The organism is Cytophagaceae bacterium ABcell3, from assembly GCA_030913385.1.
Lineage (GTDB): Bacteria > Bacteroidota > Bacteroidia > Cytophagales > Cytophagaceae > ABcell3.
This window is the reverse complement of sequence record CP133159.1, coordinates 4,252,664-4,271,891: the sequence shown is the minus strand read 5'-3', so window position 1 is coordinate 4,271,891 and position 19,228 is coordinate 4,252,664. Positions and strand designations below refer to the sequence as shown.

16 protein-coding genes are annotated in these 19,228 nt (G+C 37.3%); all 16 read left to right on the top strand.

The genetic code is table 11. The features are described 5' to 3' along the window. The first annotated feature begins 9 nt into the window (after window positions 1-9). The 16 genes from RCC89_17355 to RCC89_17280 are packed head-to-tail and all read left to right on the top strand — an operon-like array spanning window position 10 to window position 19,120. Entirely contained in the window at window positions 10-3,084 is a 3,075-nt protein-coding gene (locus RCC89_17355) for a TAT-variant-translocated molybdopterin oxidoreductase (GenBank protein ID WMJ74915.1), read from the top strand. A gap of 9 nt (window positions 3,085-3,093) precedes the next feature. Next, on the top strand, window positions 3,094-4,461 hold the full coding sequence (gene nrfD / locus RCC89_17350) for an NrfD/PsrC family molybdoenzyme membrane anchor subunit (GenBank protein ID WMJ74914.1): 1,368 nt from the start codon (window positions 3,094-3,096) through the stop codon (window positions 4,459-4,461). A gap of 2 nt (window positions 4,462-4,463) precedes the next feature. Next, window positions 4,464-4,991 carry a DUF3341 domain-containing protein gene (locus RCC89_17345; GenBank protein ID WMJ74913.1) on the top strand — a complete coding sequence of 176 codons (528 nt, stop codon included), beginning with the start codon at window positions 4,464-4,466 and terminating at the stop codon, window positions 4,989-4,991. Between the two features lie 19 nt (window positions 4,992-5,010). Continuing rightward, the gene (locus RCC89_17340; GenBank protein WMJ74912.1) at window positions 5,011-5,619 is read left to right on the top strand and encodes a cytochrome c; all 609 of its coding nucleotides are present in this window, start codon (window positions 5,011-5,013) and stop codon (window positions 5,617-5,619) included. A 29-nt stretch (window positions 5,620-5,648) separates the two neighbouring features. Then, the gene (locus RCC89_17335) at window positions 5,649-6,944 is read left to right on the top strand and encodes a quinol:cytochrome C oxidoreductase (protein WMJ74911.1); all 1,296 of its coding nucleotides are present in this window, start codon (window positions 5,649-5,651) and stop codon (window positions 6,942-6,944) included. Between the two features lie 46 nt (window positions 6,945-6,990). Further along, window positions 6,991-8,202 carry a cytochrome c oxidase subunit II gene (locus RCC89_17330; protein WMJ74910.1) on the top strand — a complete coding sequence of 404 codons (1,212 nt, stop codon included), beginning with the start codon at window positions 6,991-6,993 and terminating at the stop codon, window positions 8,200-8,202. A 42-nt stretch (window positions 8,203-8,244) separates the two neighbouring features. Next, window positions 8,245-10,107, top strand: coding sequence for a cbb3-type cytochrome c oxidase subunit I (locus tag RCC89_17325; protein ID WMJ74909.1), 1,863 nt, complete (start codon window positions 8,245-8,247; stop codon window positions 10,105-10,107). Continuing rightward, window positions 10,094-11,176, top strand: a complete 1,083-nt coding sequence (locus RCC89_17320) for a COX15/CtaA family protein (protein WMJ74908.1) — start codon at window positions 10,094-10,096, stop codon at window positions 11,174-11,176. The genes RCC89_17325 and RCC89_17320 overlap by 14 nt, the downstream gene beginning before the upstream one ends. Further along, window positions 11,173-12,072 (top strand): heme o synthase, encoded by a 900-nt coding sequence (gene cyoE / locus RCC89_17315; GenBank protein ID WMJ74907.1) that lies wholly within the window; start codon window positions 11,173-11,175, stop codon window positions 12,070-12,072. The genes RCC89_17320 and cyoE overlap by 4 nt, the downstream gene beginning before the upstream one ends. Next, window positions 12,069-12,659, top strand: a complete 591-nt coding sequence (locus tag RCC89_17310) for a cytochrome c oxidase subunit 3 (GenBank protein ID WMJ74906.1) — start codon at window positions 12,069-12,071, stop codon at window positions 12,657-12,659. Before cyoE ends, RCC89_17310 begins: the two co-directional genes overlap by 4 nt. Window positions 12,660-12,678: 19 nt before the next feature. Beyond that, window positions 12,679-13,401, top strand: a complete 723-nt coding sequence (locus RCC89_17305; protein WMJ74905.1) for a cytochrome c oxidase subunit 3 — start codon at window positions 12,679-12,681, stop codon at window positions 13,399-13,401. An 18-nt stretch (window positions 13,402-13,419) separates the two neighbouring features. Further along, window positions 13,420-13,779: a cytochrome C oxidase subunit IV family protein gene (locus RCC89_17300; GenBank protein ID WMJ74904.1), complete on the top strand. Its 360-nt coding sequence runs from the start codon at window positions 13,420-13,422 to the stop codon at window positions 13,777-13,779. Window positions 13,780-13,826: 47 nt separating this feature from the next. Further along, window positions 13,827-14,489 (top strand): SCO family protein, encoded by a 663-nt coding sequence (locus RCC89_17295; protein WMJ74903.1) that lies wholly within the window; start codon window positions 13,827-13,829, stop codon window positions 14,487-14,489. Then, window positions 14,470-15,063 (top strand): DUF420 domain-containing protein, encoded by a 594-nt coding sequence (locus RCC89_17290; protein ID WMJ74902.1) that lies wholly within the window; start codon window positions 14,470-14,472, stop codon window positions 15,061-15,063. Before RCC89_17295 ends, RCC89_17290 begins: the two co-directional genes overlap by 20 nt. Before the next feature lie 40 nt (window positions 15,064-15,103). Next, window positions 15,104-15,406: a hypothetical protein gene (locus RCC89_17285; protein ID WMJ74901.1), complete on the top strand. Its 303-nt coding sequence runs from the start codon at window positions 15,104-15,106 to the stop codon at window positions 15,404-15,406. A gap of 18 nt (window positions 15,407-15,424) precedes the next feature. Next, a complete protein-coding gene (locus RCC89_17280; protein ID WMJ74900.1) occupies window positions 15,425-19,120 on the top strand; it encodes a HAMP domain-containing sensor histidine kinase in 3,696 nt (1,231 codons plus the stop codon). Window positions 19,121-19,228: the final 108 nt, after the last annotated feature.

Here is a 19,228-nt window from a genome sequence, read left to right as displayed (position 1 = left end):
ATTGTTAATATGAAAGATAAAAATAAAATATACTGGCAAAGTATAGAACAATTATCACAGGATCCTGAATTTCAGCAAGATGGCGAAAGGGAGTTCCCGGAGTCAGCTGTTCCGAGCAAAGGCTCAGAAACTGAGGATAAAGGTCCTGACCGTAGGGATTTTCTTAAAGTAATGGGTTTTAGTGTTGCGGCAGCATCTTTAGCTGCTTGTGATACGCCGGTTAAAAAAATTATCCCTTACGTAAACAAACCTGAAGAAATAGAACCAGGAATTGCAAACTGGTATGCTTCTACTTATTTGGACGGAAGTGACTATTGTAGTGTATTAGTTAAGACGCGTGAAGGTCGTCCTATAAAAATAGAAGGCAATAAATTATCTAGTGTTACAAAAGGTGGTACTAGTGCGAGAGCACAGGCTTCTGTTCTTTCTTTATATGATGAAACAAGGCTTCATTTCTTTACCGTTGAGGGTCAGCCTCAACGTGTAAAAAACAATACAGAATATAGATCCATCGATAATGATATTATTGCTGGACTAAATAATGCCCAAAACGCTGGTAAAGGAATTAGAATAGTATCTTCTACTATTATGAGTCCTTCCACGAAAGCTGTTATTAACGACTTTATTTCGAGATACCCTAATGCACAGCATGTACAGTATGATGCTGTTTCTGCATCAGGTATACTGGCAGCTAATGAAGCATCTTTTGGCAGAAGGGTAATTCCTTCATATGACTTCAGCAAAGCAAACGTAATTGTAAGCTTTGGAGCAGACTTCCTAGGTACTTGGATTTCTCCTATAGAGTATGCGAAACAGTACGCTTCTACTAGGAAACTAAGCAAGGACAAAAAGTCTATGAGCCGTCATTACCAATTTGAAACTACGCTTACTGTTACAGGTAGTAATGCCGATTATCGTCAACCTGTTAGACCTAGTCAGGAAGGTTTATTTGTTGCAGCGCTTTATAACAAATTGGCTTCTAATAGAATTAACGTTCCTGCGGTAGAAAGCGATCTTGTAGATCAGGCTGCCCAGGATTTGTTAGCTAATAGAGGTAAATCTTTAGTAGTTTCTGGTTCAAATGATGCTGCTGTTCAGACGCTGGTTAACGAAATTAACAACATCCTTGGAAATTACGGAACATCAATAGACATCAATACCCCTTCTAATCAGAAACAAGGTAACGATGCTGCTATGGCCAATTTCATCAGTGATGTTGAAGGTGGTAATATTGGAGCTGTTATTTTCTACAATGCAAATCCAGTATATGATCACCCTAAAGGTCAAGCATTAGCTAATAGTTTAGAAAATGTTGACCTTAAAATATCTTTCTCAGAAAGAGCAGACGAAACTGCTGCATTGTGCAACTACGTTTGTCCTGATAGACATTTTCTTGAATCATGGAATGATGCTGAGCCTAAGCAAGGTTTTTACAGCTTAGGACAGCCAACTATATCTCCTTTATTCAAAGGTACCAGACAAGCTCAAGATAGTTTACTGATTTGGGCAGGTAGAAATGTAGATTATTATACTTATATCCAGAACCACTGGAGAAATAATATTTTTGAAGGAGGAAACTTCCAATCACAATGGGACAAAGCGCTTCATGATGGTATATATGAAGTAGCTCAAGACGGTGGTGAGACTCCTTCTATTAATACAGACCTATCAGGTGTTCAACAAGCAATTAGGAACAACTATAGTGCAGAACCTCAAGGTTTAGAGATTTCTTTTTATGAAACTGTTAGTGTTGGTAATGGTAAATTTGCCAACAACCCTTGGCTTCAAGAATTGCCTGATCCACTTTCGAAGGTAACATGGGATAACTATTTGGCTATACCGATGAGTATTGCCAATGAGCAAGGTCTTAAGCAAGGTGACCTAGTTAACCTAACTGTTGATGGAAACAGATTGAATAAGGCTATTCCTGTTTTGGTTCAACCAGGTCAAGCAAACGGTACTGTTTCTGTAGCACTAGGATACGGTAGGGTACGGTCTGGTAGTGTAGGAGATGAAATAGGAGTAGATGCCTACCCTCTACTTTCAGTGACTAGCGACACTGTAGCATATACTGGTCTTAACGTTACATTTGAAAAAACTGGCGAATCGCAAAAACTAGCTCAAACACAAACGGCGTTGACCTCTATGGCGCGTCCAGTGGTTCAAGAAGCTACTTTGTCAGAGTACCAGAGCGATCCATATGCTGGAAGGTTCAAACCAATGATCCATACCTCAGAAGGACATCGTAAACCTATGGATGTTACACTTTGGTATGAGCATGAAATGCCTAACCATTTATGGGGTATGAGCATTGACCTTAACTCATGTATAGGATGTAATGCTTGTATCATTGCTTGTAATGCGGAAAATAATATCCCAGTAGTTGGTAAAACTGAGGTTCTTAACAGAAGGGAGATGCACTGGTTAAGAATTGATAGATATTATAGCAGTCCTGCAGAGACTGGAAAGTATTTTGATGGAGATCAAGTCGCATTAGAGAATCCTGCAGAAAACCCTAGGGTAACTTTCCAACCTATGTTATGTCAGCACTGTAACCACGCACCATGTGAGACAGTATGTCCTGTGGCTGCTACCACACACAGTTCTGATGGACTTAACCAAATGGCTTATAACAGATGTATCGGTACAAGATATTGTGCTAACAACTGTCCTTATAAAGTAAGAAGGTTTAACTGGTTTAAGTATTACAATAACCCAGGACACTTTGACAAAAACACGCCAATGAATACTGCATTGGGTAGAATGGTTCTTAATCCTGATGTTACCGTCCGGTCGAGAGGGGTTATGGAAAAATGTAGTATGTGTGTACAGCGTATCCAAGAAGGAAGATTGCACGCAAAAAGAGAAAGAAGAAGACCGGTTGATGGGGAAATTGTTACAGCCTGTGCTGGAGCATGTCCTACCGATGCTATTGTATTCGGAGATCTTAATGATAAAGAAAGTCAGGTATATAAGACTATTGCAGAACAGAATAAAGAAAGATCCTTTACTGTACTGGAAGAGATTAATGTCAGACCGAATATCGCCTATTTAACGAAAATCAGAAATATCAATAAAGCTTAATTTAGAATTATGCAAGTTACTTCACCCGTAAGGCCGCCATTAGTAACAGGTGGTAAGACTGTTTCCGATGTTACTGTTGATATATGTAAGCAGGTAGAAGGGAAACCAACCAAGTCTTGGATGGTTGCCTTTACAATATCTGTAATTACCCTTGCCTTTGGTTCATACTGCCTGTTTTGGACATGGTGGGAAGGTATAGGTGTTTGGGGACTAAACAAAACTGTAGGTTGGGCCTGGGATATCACCAACTTCGTATGGTGGGTTGGTATAGGTCACGCTGGTACCCTAATATCAGCAATCCTTCTTCTATTTAGACAGAAATGGAGAACCTCTATTAACCGTGCTGCTGAAGCGATGACTATTTTTGCTGTTTTGTGTGCAGCGAGTTTTATTTTGGCGCACATGGGACGTCCTTGGTTAGCTTTTTGGGCTATACCTCTCCCTAATACATTTGGTTCTTTATGGGTTAACTTTAACTCTCCACTTGTATGGGACGTTTTTGCTATTTCTACTTACTTGACGGTATCTCTGGTTTTTTGGTATGTTGGACTTATTCCTGACTTTGCTACCATTCGTGAACGTGCTACAGGAATTAGAAGAGCTATATACGGTGCATTAAGCCTTGGCTGGGATGGTTCAGCAAAATCTTGGTCAAGATATGAAGCTGTCAGTCTTGTACTTGCAGGTCTTTCTACACCTCTTGTACTTTCGGTGCACACTATTGTATCAATGGACTTTGCAACTTCTGTAATACCTGGTTGGCACACAACTATTTTCCCGCCATACTTTGTGGCTGGTGCTATTTTCTCAGGTTTTGCCATGGTATTGACCTTGATGCTTATCACTAGGGTAGTGTTTAAACTTCAAGACTATATAACAATTAACCACATTGAATCTATGAACAAGATCATTGTTCTAACAGGATCAATTGTGGGTATTGCTTATATCACCGAGCTTTTCATGGCTTGGTATTCAGGTGTATATTACGAACAATATGCATTGTTCTATAACAGAGCTTTTGGTGGTGATTACCTATGGGCTTACTGGGCTATGATGACTTGTAACGTAATTTCGCCTCAGCTTTTCTGGTTTAAGAAAGTTAGAACGAGTATCTACTGGACTTTCATCCTTTCAATTATTGTAAACATAGGTATGTGGTTTGAGCGTTTTGTAATTATTGTTACCTCGCTTTCAAGAGACTTCTTACCTTCAAGTTGGGCGTATTTCTCGCCTACAATATATGACGTAGGAGATTATGTGTTCTCTTTCGGTCTATTCTTTACTCTCTTCCTATTGTTTACCAAGTATTTTCCAGTGGTAAACATGGCCGAGGTGAAAAGTGTACTTAAATCATCTTCAAAACAACAGACTAAATAATTATGGCAAAGGGCAAGAATTTTTTACTTGGTATTTATAAAGATGAGGATGTCCTGGTAGGGGCAGTATCCAAAGTCCGTGTTGCCGGGGTTAGAATTCATGAGGTATATACACCTTTTCCGGTTCACGGTTTAGATGAGGCATTGGGTTATAAGCCTTCAAACCTACCTATAGTTGCATTTATTTTTGGACTTACAGGTACAATTTGTGCACTTTGTCTTACTATACTTACCATGGGATATGATTGGCCAATGGTGATAGGTGGTAAACCTTTTATTCCATTGCCAAACTTTATACCAGTTACTTTTGAACTTACAGTTCTTTTGGCCTCCCTAGGTATGGTAGGTACCTTTTTTGTCATTAGTGGATTAAAGCCTTGGGGTAGACCTTTTATGTTTGACCCTAGAAGTACTGATGACTGTCACGTAATGGCTATCGACCTTGACAGAAACAAGCTTTCTAAAGAGGAGATCAGTCAGTTGCTTACAGAAAGTGGTGCCAGTGAGGTAAATAGCAAAATTGTTGAATAATTTTAATTACTACATAGTTATGTCCTTTAAAAAATATATTATTTTCATTTTTGTTCTGGGGCTGCTGTCTTCCTGTAACCACGATTTCAGTCACATTGGGATTCACCAGGAACCTAGGTGGGAATTTGCTCCCAACATGTATTATTCTGTTCCTTATGAGCCTCTTTCCCAGGTAACAGATTCAGTTAATCACCCTGAATATTATAACTCAAATCCTTATAATCCTCATGGGATGACAATGAGGGAACCTGTTCCTGGAACTATTAGCAGGCACCCTAAAGGTATTTTGCCTATGCACATGCACCCTGACAGCCTTGAGGCTGCTGGTTTAGTTCCTAATCCTGTACCTCTTACTGAAGTTACACTTGAGGAAGGTCGTGTTCTTTACCAAAGGTTTTGTAGCCCTTGTCATGGACAGACTGGTGAAGGTGATGGTGCCGTAGGTGAAGTTTATGGTGGTGTACCTTTATTTGCTAGTGCAACACTTAAAGATAAACCTGCTGGACATATTTACCATGTCATTACTTATGGATACAATCGTATGACTTCTTACGCTACTCAGTTAAGCCCTGAAGAGAGATGGAAAGTTGTACACTTTGTACATACTTTACAACAAGCAGATCAATAGGAAATAAGATTTTAAATTAATATATAGTCATGACCGAAGAAAAATTTGTTTTTACCAGTCTTGCCCGAAAAAGGATTTTTACTGTGATAGGGATTGGTATAGTTCTTTTAGTGGTAGGTATGCTATTATTATCGGGTGGAGTCGGTATTGATGAACCTGAACATACTAGAATATACCCTGAAGATATACATCATGACCATCCTCAATTTGAACATGTGGATTGGACCTATAGGGTTATCAAAAATCTCTGGCACAACAACATCTTCTTTGTAGGAATTGCAATTATTGGTGTATTTTTTATAGCTTTTAATTATGTTGCATGGGCAGGTTGGAGTGCCGCCATTAAGAGAATTCCCGAATCATTCGGTTACTTTCTTCCTGTTGGCGCTGTTTTAACCATTCTTACTTTTATAGCTTTTAACCACGAAATCTTTCATTGGACTCATGGGTATTTGACAGACCCTGATGATCCTAGGTATGATGAACTTATAGCTGGAAAGAGTGGGTACCTTAATGTAGGGTTCTTCCTTGTAAGAACTATTATCTACTTTGCCCTGTGGATTTTAGTTTGGTATATGTTAAGGAAGTTCTCTCTTGCAGAAGACCTTGAGGGTGGCGTTACTTACTATAACAAGAGCATTGTTTGGTCAGCTCTTTTCCTTGTAATTTTCGGAGTTACTTCTTCTACATCAGCATGGGACTGGACTTTATCCATTGACCCTCATTTCTTTAGTACAATGTTTGGCTGGTATGTGCTTGCTAGCTGGCTTATTAGTGGTTTAGCTACCATTACACTAATTGTACTTTTCCTTAAGGATGCAGGTTATCTACCATATGTTTCTCAGCATCACTTGCATGACTTGGGTAAGTTTATGTTTGCTTTCAGTATTTTCTGGACTTACATCTGGTTTGCTCAGTTCCTTCTTATTTACTATGCAAACATTCCAGAAGAGTCTGTATATTTTGTAGAGAGATTAAAGGCTGATGCTTATACGCCAATCTTCTTTTTTAATTTGATTATCAACTTCTTGATTCCTTTCTTAGTATTAATGACCAGAGATGCTAAGCGTCAGGGAATTATTCTTAAAGTTGTAGCTATTGCTATCCTTATTGGACACTGGAGTGATTTTTATTTAATGATGACTCCTGGTATTTTGGGACCTCATGGTGGTTTTGATTATCTTTTCTTCTTTGTTGAACTTGGTATGACAATGATTTTTGCTGGTATATTTGCTTTCTGTGTATTATTTGGATTATCTAAAGCAAGTCTGATAGCCAAAAATCATCCAATGCTGGAAGAAAGTACGCATCATCACGTATATTAATGGTTGTCGATTATATATTAACTGTAGATTATAAATAATTAAACTCATGGTAATAGAACTTATAATAGGACTTGCTGTAGTTCTTATACTAGCTATCCTGTTAGTCATTTTCAGGGTCCATACCCTCATATCGGTTATGCGAGGAGCATATACCAAAAGGGTAGGACGGAGCAATAGTATTAACGCAATGATGATGATCATCTTCATGGTTGTTGGACTACTTGCTTTTGCCTGGTACTCTAGTGTTGCTTCGGAACATTATTTACCTGAAGCTTCTACTGTTCACGGGGTACGTACTGACAGGATGTTCTGGATTACTATGGCAATTCTGGTAATAGCCTTTGTTGTTGTAAATATCTTCCTTTTGTTTTTTGCCTATAGGTATCAATATAGGGAGGATAGAAAAGCATATTTTTATCCAGAAAACCATAAACTTGAAGTGGTATGGACTGTCATCCCTGCTATTGTTATGGCGATCCTTGTTTTTTACGGGTGGCGAGAGTGGTCTGAGATAACAAAAATGGAGCCTGAGGATAGTGTGCAGGTTGAAATTATGGGTAAACAGTTCGCTTGGCAGGTAAGATATCCTGGTAAAGATGGTGAACTAGGACGTTATCACTATACCCTTACAGATGCTACCAATGAAATGGGTGTTGACTTTGAAGATGAAGCAAGTTTGGATGATTTCCAACCTATGGAAATTCGGATTCCTAAGGGACAACCTGTAGTATTTCACATAAGAGCTCGTGATGTGCTTCACTCCGTATTTGTACCACACTTTAGGTTAAAAATGGATGCGGTTCCGGGTATGCCTACTAAGTTTTGGTTTATACCTACCAAAACTACCAATGAAATGCGTATGGAGCTGGGAGACCCATCTTTTAATTATGAATTAGCATGTACTGAGATTTGTGGCCGTGGCCATTTCGGTATGCGTTTTATCGTTGTTGTTGTCGAGCCGGAAGAGTATGAAAGATGGCATGATGCGCAACAGCCTTTTGCAGCACTTAATGCTGATTATGTTAGACCTTTGCTTCCTGATCATTTAAAAGACAGATTAGAGCCAGCAGATGTTCCTGATACTGCAGATGTTCCTGGGCCTGGAGCGGTACAGCAAGATATCGACGATATCGATCCTGACGTTCCGACTGAAGAGGATGTGACGGCAGCTGACGAAATATTAGATGGTGATGAGGAAGAGGATGAAGGTGATGTTTCTGATGAAGTTCAAACAGAGGACGATGAAAATCAGGATTAGTAATCAGTAGTTTTAAAGAATTTAAAAAGTAAATTTACAGATATGTCTGCATCTCAAATAAATTTAGATCACAGCGCTGCTCACGATCATCATGATGACCATGATCACCATGATCAGAGTTGGATAAGGAAATATATATTCTCCGAAGACCACAAGATGATCGGTAAACAATTTCTTGTAACTGGTATCTTTTGGGCATTGATAGGAGGGTTCTTTTCTTTGGCTTTCCGTTTACAACTTGGATTCCAGGAACTAGATGTTTCTTTCCTTGAGCCTATCTTTGGACGTTGGATTGTCAATGGAAAAATTGACCCTGAATTCTTCCTTGCATTGGTTACTATGCATGGTACTATAATGGTCTTTTTCGTATTAACTGCGGGACTTAGTGGTACCTTCGCAAACTTCTTAATCCCTCTTCAAATTGGTGCCCGTGATATGGCTTCTGGGTTTATGAACATGCTTTCTTACTGGTTCTTCTTTGCTTCCAGTGTTATCATGTTTATCTCTCTTTTCCTATCAACTGGACCTGCTTCTGGAGGTTGGGTTATTTATCCACCATTAAGTGCTTTGCCTGAGGCTATGTCAGGTTCTGGCTTAGGAATGACTTTGTGGTTGGTGTCAATGGCTTTGTTTATTGTATCTACTTTATTAGGTGGTATTAACTATATTACTACTATCATTAACCTTAGAACAAAAGGTATGTCTTTCCTTAGACTTCCTTTGACTATTTGGGCACTATTCTTTACTGCTATTATTGGACTTCTTTCTTTCCCTGTTCTTTTTTCAGCAGCTTTGCTTTTGATTTTTGATAGAAGTTTTGGTACAAGTTTTTACCTGTCTGATATTTATATTGCCGGTCAGGCATTATTGCACGAAGGCGGTAGCCCTATTCTTTTCCAGCACCTTTTCTGGTTCCTAGGACACCCTGAAGTGTATATTGTTATTCTTCCTGCTTTAGGTATTTCTTCTGAAATTATTTCAACTAATTCAAGAAAACCTATTTTTGGATACAAGGCAATGATCGGTTCAATGGCTGCTATTAGTGTGCTTTCGTTCATAGTTTGGGCACACCATATGTTTGTCAGTGGTATGAATCCTTTCTTAGGTTCAATATTCATGTTCCTTACTTTGATTATTGCTGTTCCTTCAGCAGTAAAAGCCTTTAATTATATCACAACACTTTGGAGAGGAAATATCATATTTACCCCTGCTATGTTGTTCTCTATCGGCTTGGTATCTTTCTTTGTGTCAGGTGGTTTGACTGGTATTATTCTAGGAAACTCAGCGGCTGATATCCAATTGCATGATACTTACTTTGTGGTAGCTCACTTCCACCTTGTAATGGGTAGTGCGTCTTTCTTTGGTATGTTGGCAGGTGTTTACCACTGGTTCCCAAAGATGTTTGGTAGAATGATGGACGAGAAACTTGGTTATATACATTTCTGGCTTACATTCATTGGGGTATATCTTGTATTCTTCCCATTACACTATATTGGTATTGCGGGTTTCCCAAGAAGATACTATGCGTTTACTAGTTTTGAATTCACAAATAAGTTTGTAGACCTTAACTTATTTGTAACGGTAGCAGCTATTATCACTTTCGCTGTACAGTTTATTTTCCTTTTCAACTTCTTTTATAGCATGTTTAAAGGTAGAAAAGCCACAGCTAACCCATGGGGTTCTAATACCCTTGAGTGGACGACGCCTATTAACCCAGGACATGGTAATTGGCCAGGAGAGATTCCTACGGTTTACAGATGGCCTTATGACTATAGTAAACCTGGTGCTGATGAGGATTATATCCCTCAAAATGTTCCTTACTCAAAAACTATGAGTTCTAACTTCCCTCATGAAAACGAGCGTATGCTAATTGATGAGGCGGAAGAAGTAAATGAGAAAAAATAATAAACTATCATCTTTCGGTACAATTGGTATTATTACCATTTGTACCGTCTATTTTCTGATTTTAGTAGGGGGAATTGTAAGGAGTTCTGGGTCTGGCATGGGATGTCCAGACTGGCCTAAGTGCTTCGATCAGTGGGTGCCTCCTTCTAGCATATCAGAGCTTCCTGAAAACTATAAAGAAATTTATGTAGAGAAAAGACGGCAAAAGAATATAAGGTTTGCCTCTATGCTTGAATTTCTTAACTATAACGAATTGGCTCAGACCATTAGGAACGATCAATCGATTTATCAGGAACATGAATTTAATCCTACACATACTTGGATTGAATACTTGAACAGGGTTTTGGGAGTTATTACTGGGTTTCTAATTCTTATCCTGTTTGTAGCTTCTTTTAAATTTAAAAGACAAGATTTCGGCATAGTAATTCTTAGTCTTAGTGTTCTTTTACTTGTTGTGTTTCAAGGTTGGCTAGGTTCAGTAGTAGTTTCTTCTAACCTCATGCCTTTCCTTATTACATTGCATATGGTTTTGGCTGTTGTAATCGTTTGCCTACTTATTTGGGTTGTTACTAGATCACAAAAGCCTAACCTTTTAGTCAAGCATGTAGATCAAAACCAATACATACAGATTATTGTATGGGTTCTTTTGGCTGGATCTTTATTTCAGATCATTACCGGTACTCGTGTGCGTGAAGAAATAGATATGATTGCTGTGTCATTAGGTAATGAAAATAGAGCGCAATGGCTTTCTGAAACAGGTATAGCTTTTCTAATTCATAGAAGCTTCGCACTGGTTTTGTTAGCTTTGCATATTCTATTGTTTTATAAGGTTCACAAATACAATAGAGATCATAAATTGATTTATAATAGTACAGTATGGGTACTTGGTTTATTAATTGTTGAAATTTTATTGGCACTTATTTTAACTTATGGAGGGTTTCCTGCTTTTGCACAACCGCTACATTTGTTTATTGGGTGTTTACTGATGGGTGCACAATATTATTTGGCCATTTTACTTTACTATAATAAAACTATTACGCTTCCTAGCGGAAAACTTCAAAATGTATGAATGCAGATAAATTAAATATTCCGGTAAACCTGAGTATTTCTGCCAAAATTAAGGCTTATTTTGACCTTGTTAAATTTAGACTATCCTTCTTGGTAGCATTTACCGGAGGAATGGGATATCTTTTAGGGACAGATTTACTGGTTTGGAGTACTTTCATTGCTTTTTTGCTTGGAGGCTTTTTAATGACGGGAGCTGCTAATACAATAAACCAAATTATTGAAAAAGATTTGGATAAGCTTATGGTCAGGACTTCAAATAGGCCATTGCCTACAGGTAGACTTTCTGTAAGCGAAGCTATTGGTTTTTGTGTTACATCAGGTTCGTTAGGTTTTGCTTTATTGTACAGCTTCACAGGCTTACTACCTGCATTACTTACTTTAATTTCACTTATTTTATATGGATTTGTTTATACCCCTCTAAAGCGGAAGAGTTCTGTGGCTGTTTTGGTTGGCGCTTTTCCTGGCGCTTTACCACCTCTTATAGGTTGGGCAGCGGCTACAGGAGGTATATCCATTGAGGGACTTCTTCTGTTTGGAATTCAATTCATGTGGCAGTTCCCTCACTTTTGGGCTATAGCGTGGGTGTTGGATGAAGAATATAAGAAGGCTGGTTTTAAACTTTTACCATCCGGTGGTGGTAAAGATCTTAATACTGCTATTCAGATTATGATTTATACCCTTATGCTTATACCTTTGGGGTTAATTCCAGCAAAGCTTGGAATTACTGGTATAAACTCGGCCATCATAGCTACTGTATGTGGTGTGGTTTTTTTAATGCAAACATTTTCTCTGATGAAGAGTGGTACTAATAAGGCTGCCCTTAAGATTATGTTTGGCTCATTTTTATATCTTCCGATTGTACAAATAGCATTTGTTTTGGATAAAATAATAAAATGAAACAACAAGAACTAGTACTCGAAAATCAGGATAAGCCTTATACTGTTAATCCTGCTAAATTTCTTACTTGGCTTTTTATAGTCAGTATTGTTATGATGTTTGGTGCATTGACCAGTGCGTATATCGTAAGGAGGGCTGAAGGCAATTGGCTTGACTTTCCTTTGCCAAACGAATTATGGCTCAGTTCCCTATTTATAGTTGTAAGTAGTTTTACCCTACACTGGGGGTATGTTGCTGCTAAGAAGAATAACTTCCAGCATCTTAAGCTGGCTTTGCTTAGTACCTTGGTGCTTGGTGTTATCTTCCTTTTCAGTCAGTTTAAAGCTTGGCAAGACTTGGTTGAAATGAACGTGTTCTTTGCGGGCAGTAAAAGTAACCCATCCGGATCATTTTTATATGTTCTAACGGGGCTTCATGGCTTTCACATAGTTTCAGGGCTTGTATTTCTCTTAGTTACCATATATAAAGCTTTTACGCTTAAGATACATTCTAAGAACTTGACTGCAATTCAGACTTGCAGCACCTATTGGCATTTTCTTGGCGGGCTTTGGATTTATTTGTTTGTATTTTTATTGTTTTACCGTTAATTTTCCAAAAATATAATTTATGGCAACAACAACTACAATTGATCAGAATAAGCGCAACATCTGGTATGGAGGTGCGGAACCATTAAAAGCCAGCTACGGTAAGCTGATGATGTGGTTCTTCCTTTTATCGGATGCTCTTACTTTTTCTGCATTCCTTGTCGCTTATGGAATGAGCAGGTTTGCTTATCCTGCATATGACCCCAAAGTTCACGGCGAAGAATTTGTACCTTCAGTAAACTATTGGCCTATACCGGAAGAAATTTTTACACACATTCCTTTCTTCCATGTGTATGCTCCTCTAGTGTTTGTAGGTATTATGACCTTCATCCTTATTATGAGTAGTGTTACTATGGTGTTGGCTGTGGAAGCAGGGCATAGAATGGATAAAAATGACTGCCAGAAATGGTTGTTATGGACTATCTTTGGTGGTATCGCTTTTATTGGTTGCCAGGCTTGGGAATGGACTGTATTTATTGCAGGTACGCCAGATGGAATTGGTGCCAATTTGATTAGAAACGAGTACGGGCCTCCTTTGTTTGCAAACTTCTTTTTCTTCATTACTGGTTTCCATGGTGGGCACGTAGTGAGTGGAATCATACTAAATATCATCGTGTTTTATAATGTAGCTATTGGTACATACCAAGCTAGAGGACATTATGAAATGGTTGAAAAAGTAGGCCTTTATTGGCACTTTGTAGACCTTGTATGGGTATTTGTATTTACATTTTTCTATCTGGTTTAATTTAATGTAAGGGATATTATGGGAGCACCTACTAATCATGATAATGTGGTTATGACCGCACAGCCTAGAGATAAGGCAAAAATTTTAAAGATTTGGAAGACTGCAGGGATACTTGCTATCGTTACAGCTATAGAGTTCCTTTTTGCATTTACTATTGAAAGAGGAGCTTTACTTATAGCCATATTCGTAGGACTTACTATTATCAAGGCTTACTATATTGTGGCGGAGTTTATGCACCTTAAATATGAAGTAAAAACTTTGATATGGTCAGTAATTCTTCCAATGATTTTCGTTATCTGGCTTATCATTGCTTTACTTGTAGAAGGGCAAACTTTATACTTACTTAGAAACTGGTTCTATCATTTTAGCCATTTCTAGGATTTATTATTGATCAAATTGTTTAATTATATTAATTTACTGTAGTTATGAGAAGGAACACTAAAGCATTCATGGTATTTTCAATTTTAGGTTTACCAGTTTTAGTGTTCCTTTTTTTAAAGGGATGCGGTACAAATGAGTTTAAGCTCCCTGTTTATTTTCCATATGATTCTGTGTTAGTAGATGGTAAGTACGAAATTACTGACGCACATACTATTCCTGAGTTTTCCTTTGTCAGTCATACTGGTGACTCGATTTCTTTAAGTGACATTAAAGGTAAAATTACCGTTGCTGACTTTTTCTTTACTCGCTGCTCTGGTATTTGTCCTGAAATGACCTCTGAACTAACTAGGGTTCAAGAGAACTTCATAGATAACGAGGACATTAAAATAGTATCATTTACTGTGGATCCGGAAAATGATGATGTAGAGGTTCTTGCTAATTATGCGGCCGAGTATAAAGCCGATAGTAGAAAATGGTCTTTTGTAACTGGAGAAAAAGAAGAATTATACTCATTGGCAAGAAAAGGTTTTTTCGTTACTGCAATGGAAGAGGTAGATATTGAAGATGACTTTATCCATAGCGAAAAACTTATTTTGATTGATAAGGAAGGACGAATCAGGGGATACTACACTGGTACCGATCGTGAAGATGTTGACAGACTAATTACAGAAATTAATTTACTCCTCCATGAATACAATAAAAAGTAATGAAGTAAGGAATAACAATCTTTACTTATCTATTATTGGAATCCTTTCTATAGCCATTCCTGTTGTAGTGGCTGTTTTGTTTTACTTGCCTGAAAGCGGAGGGTTGGGTGACTGGAACGTAAGTTTTATCCCGCACTTCAATGCCATTTTAAATACGGGAACCACTTTATGTCTCTTAGCAGGATTTTATTTTATTAAAAATAATCAACAGAAGAACCATATCCGGGCTATGGTTACAGCGTTTGTTTTGTCTTCGCTGTTTTTGGTTTTGTATGTTATTTACCATTATCAAGGCACACATACGCTTTTTGGAGACGCTAATGGTGATGGCGTTGTAAGTCCAGAAGAGTTAGAAGCCGTAGGTAGCATAAGGTTAATCTATGTCTTTATTCTTCTTACCCATATTTTATTAGCTGCAATTGTTGTACCACTGGTTTTGCTAGCTATTTATTTTGCTATTAGCAAGCAGCTTAATAAGCATAAGAAAATTGTTAAATGGACTTTTCCTGTATGGCTTTATGTGGCAATTACAGGGGTTATAGTTTATTTAATGATTAGCCCTTATTATGCCTAGGAACTATATAATCTTTATCATTGTTTAAAAAGTGATTTTAATGCGGGTAATTCAATATTTCTCAATCCTTTTGTTTGTAGTAGTTTCTTTGTTCTCTTCTGCAAATGTCGCTGCTCAATGTTCTATGTGCAGGGCCACTGTAGAAAATAATGTTAAAGAAGGTGGGAGTACTACGGAACGGAAAATTGGTGCTGGCTTAAATTCAGGGATCTTATATTTGATGAGTATCCCATACCTCTTGGTCTCTGCGGTGGTTTTTTTATGGTATAGGGAAAGCAGAAAGAATAAAAAAGAGGATTTAAAAGTGAAGGATATTCTGAAGAGAAAGTTCTTCGGTAATTAATTTAACCGCTTTCTTATTTTGTTAAGGCATAGGTATTGGTTTCTTGTTTCTGGATTAGTTTTAATAACCACAGCAGTCATTTTCGGGTTTTTTCTCTCAGACCGGGACAAGCCAGATAATGAAACCTTACTTCAATATGTTAATGAGAATGTTAATCGTGAGCTACAAGCCGCTCATAGTGAGAATGCTAGGATAAAAAAGCTTCTGAAAGATACAGAGGTTCCTGTTTTTTCAACACTTATACAAGATTCCAAATTCCCTTATTTCATTTTTAGGAATAAACAGCTCTACTTTTGGTCTGATTCGAAGTATAACTTTCATCATGATTTACTACATGGCGATTTTTCCGTTAAATATGCAGAACTAAAAAATGGAAAACACCTTCTTGTAAAGGATCAAATTATCAAACGAGGCGACTTGTTTGAAGTATGCGTTTTGATCCCTCTTACCTCCGAATACCCTGTAGAGAACCAATACCTGCAACCTGGTTTAAACCCAACTATTTTTGAGTCTGTTAATGTTAGCGTCGAAGGACTTTCACCTTTGGGAAAGGTTGTATCCGATAATGATGGAAACTTTTTGTTTTCTATCTCTTTTAATGACGAAGATTTCTCAGAACATGCTTCCTATAAATGGTATGTGCTCTTCCTTACTTTTGCTGGCATTGCTTGTGTTCTTATATTTATCTATTTGCTAGTAACCTGGCTTAACCTTAATCAGCACACCGATCTTTCTTTTGTTGTATTTTTCCTTTCTGTGGTGGCCATTCGTGGCCTTATGCTTATTTTTGATTTTCCTTTTGCAATTATTGAGTTTAAGTTATTTGACTCCAAATATTTTGCTTCCTCTGTGATGGATCCATCTATAGGGGATTTATTTTTAAATGCACTGTTCTTCTTCTTATTTAGCTGTTTTCTTTATAACAACTACTCAAAGTCTGTATTCATTAAAAAGCTTTATAAGCTTTCTGTGTTTAATAAAAATATTGTTTCTGTATTTTTAGTAGTTTTATACTTTCTCGGAGTATTTTTCTTGTTTTTTTTGCTTAGGGTCTTATATTTTGATTCTCTCTGGTCGCTTGATATAACCGCTAGCATTAGCTTTGATGTATTTCGGATAGTTTCCATTCTTATTTTTATTTTATCCTCATGTACCTTCTTTATATACTCCCACATCTTGTCGAGGTTATTTATTAGCATACATAAAGGAAATTTTAAAAGTGGGATAATTAATGCACTGCTCGGCTTTTTAGCTTTTGGTATATTTACACTCGTTATTGGGGTCTTTCACGGATTTTTATTAATTATAGCCTTTGCCTATTTTGTAATCGTAACCTATAACAACCTCCCTAAAATTGACTACTACCTTAGGTATTCCACCTATGTTTACTTGATTTTTGCGGCACTCATCTGTTCTATTATTGGGGCATATTCTATTTATGAAGTTAATGTGCGTACTTCTGTTATTGGCAAACAAAAATTTGCAGGAAGTTTGTTAATGGAAAACGATGTTGTTGGAGAGTTTTACCTTAACCAAGCTGCTAATAAAATAGCAGGGGATCAGTTTATTAAAAATAAATTTTTTGAGCCATTTTCTTCTAATGATATTATTGAGCAAAAAATCCGAAAGGTTTATTTGAACTCATACTTGGATAAATATGATATTGAAGTTCACCTGTTTGATGGTAATGGTGACAACTATAAGGAAGAGACGGAATATCCAAACATTTTAAGTATAACTGAAAAATATCGTAGGGGAGAGTTTCGTACCGAGTATGATAATATTTATTTTATTAATGATCCTGGCGCACATGGTCTTATAAAATATTTTAGCTTTACCGAGATTGAAAAATATGGTGTTACTATTGGCTATGTGCTTATTGAGCTGAAGCATAAGCGCTTTTTACTGCATAGTGTATATCCTGAGTTGCTAATGGACAAAAATCTATTGGAGCCCATGCAGACCAAAGACTATAGTTATGCCATATATAACAACAAAGAACTTGTGTTTTATACAGGACCGTATAATTATAGCCTAAACTTCTCTTCATCAAATTTCAATAATCCTAGAATATTTAATGACGGAATTTTACAAGACGACCACCATCATCTTTGTATTAAGTCTGGTTCTGATAAAATTATAGTAGTTTCTTCTGAGAAATACTTTGTGAAAGATAGTTACTCAAATTTTTCATTTTTATTTCTTATCCTGATTGTATCCGTGCTGGTATTTATTACCTTTTACGGTTTTTATTATAAGTTCAAAAACATTAATACTACATTTTCTACGAAGATTCAACTGTACTTGAACCTGGCTTTTTTCCTTCCTTTGTTCATAGTCAGTATGACGACTTTAAGTGTTATTAGTGCCAATTATAATAGAAATCTTAATAAGTCATTCATTAAAAAAGCAGAGAGCGTGAGTCAAAACCTATCTGTCTTTCTTGATAAATATCGTAAACAAAAGGTTCGGAAGGAATTTGTTGAGCACCTGATGTATGAAATTGCTCAGTACGCCGACTCTGATATCAATTTGTTTAACCGAAAAGGTCACTTAATTTTTTCAAATCAACCTATGATTTATGAGTCTGGCCTTTTTGCCAGATTGGTAAACCCTGCTGCTTATGCTGCTATTTTAGAAGATCGCAACAATGTTGTAATGTTGCCAGAGGAGATTGGAGAACTTCGCTATAATGCTGTTTATGTAGCTGTCAAGTCGCCAGATAGGGGGGAGCTGATGGGTATTTTGAGTATTCCTTTTTTTGAATCTAAGTATGAAATAGAAAAACAGCTTATTGAGGTGTTGACTACTATACTCAATATTTTCACAAGTATTTTTATAGTCTTTTTGTTTATTTCTTATTTTTTCTCAAGTGGGTTGACCTATCCTCTTAAGCTTATTACTCAACGTATAAGAAAAACCTCTTTGAGTGGGTATAATGAGCCATTAGAGTGGAACTCTCGTGATGAGATAGGTTTATTGGTTGGGGAATATAATAAAATGCTCAAAAAGCTTGAGGAAAGTAAAGAAGCTTTGTCTAAAAGTGAAAAGGAGTCTGCTTGGCGAGAAATGGCCCGGCAGGTAGCTCATGAGATTAAAAACCCTTTGACTCCTATGAAGCTTACAGTGCAGCACTTGCAGCGCAAAGCCAAAGAGAACCCAGGTGACAGTAATGCATCGGTAAGTAAATACATGAATGTGTTGCTTGATCAGATTGATAATCTTAGTGAAATCGCCACTTCATTTTCAATGTTTGCCAAAATGCCTATTCCTGTGTATGAAAGGTATGAGTTGGTAAAGGTGGTAAGAAGTACTGCTAGTTTGCATAATACCGCGAAGTCAAAAGTTAGCATTGATTTGCCAGAAGAAGATGTCTTTGTGATGGGGGATGAAAAACTTATGAGTGGGATTGTTACTAATTTGATTCTCAATGGAATTCAGTCTGCTTCATCGGATGTGTTCCCGGAAATTTTAGTGAAGTTGAGGGTTCATGGGAAAAAAGCTATATTGGAAATCTCTGATAATGGGACAGGTATTCCTGATGAAATTAGAGACAAAGTTTTCTTGCCTAACTTTAGCACCAAATACACGGGATCAGGCATTGGTTTAGCTGTGGCTAAACGTGGTGTGGAACATGCACATGGTAAAATTTGGTTTGAAACAATGGAAAGCCATGGTACGACGTTCTTCATAGAGCTGCCCGTTGTTAACTAATGCATTTTACTGGTTTTTGCACAGTTATATTTTTTTTCCTATTGCTTCCTTTTGTTACCTGTGCACAGATAAGTAATAAGAGGTGTAAATGGATAGACTACTCCGAAC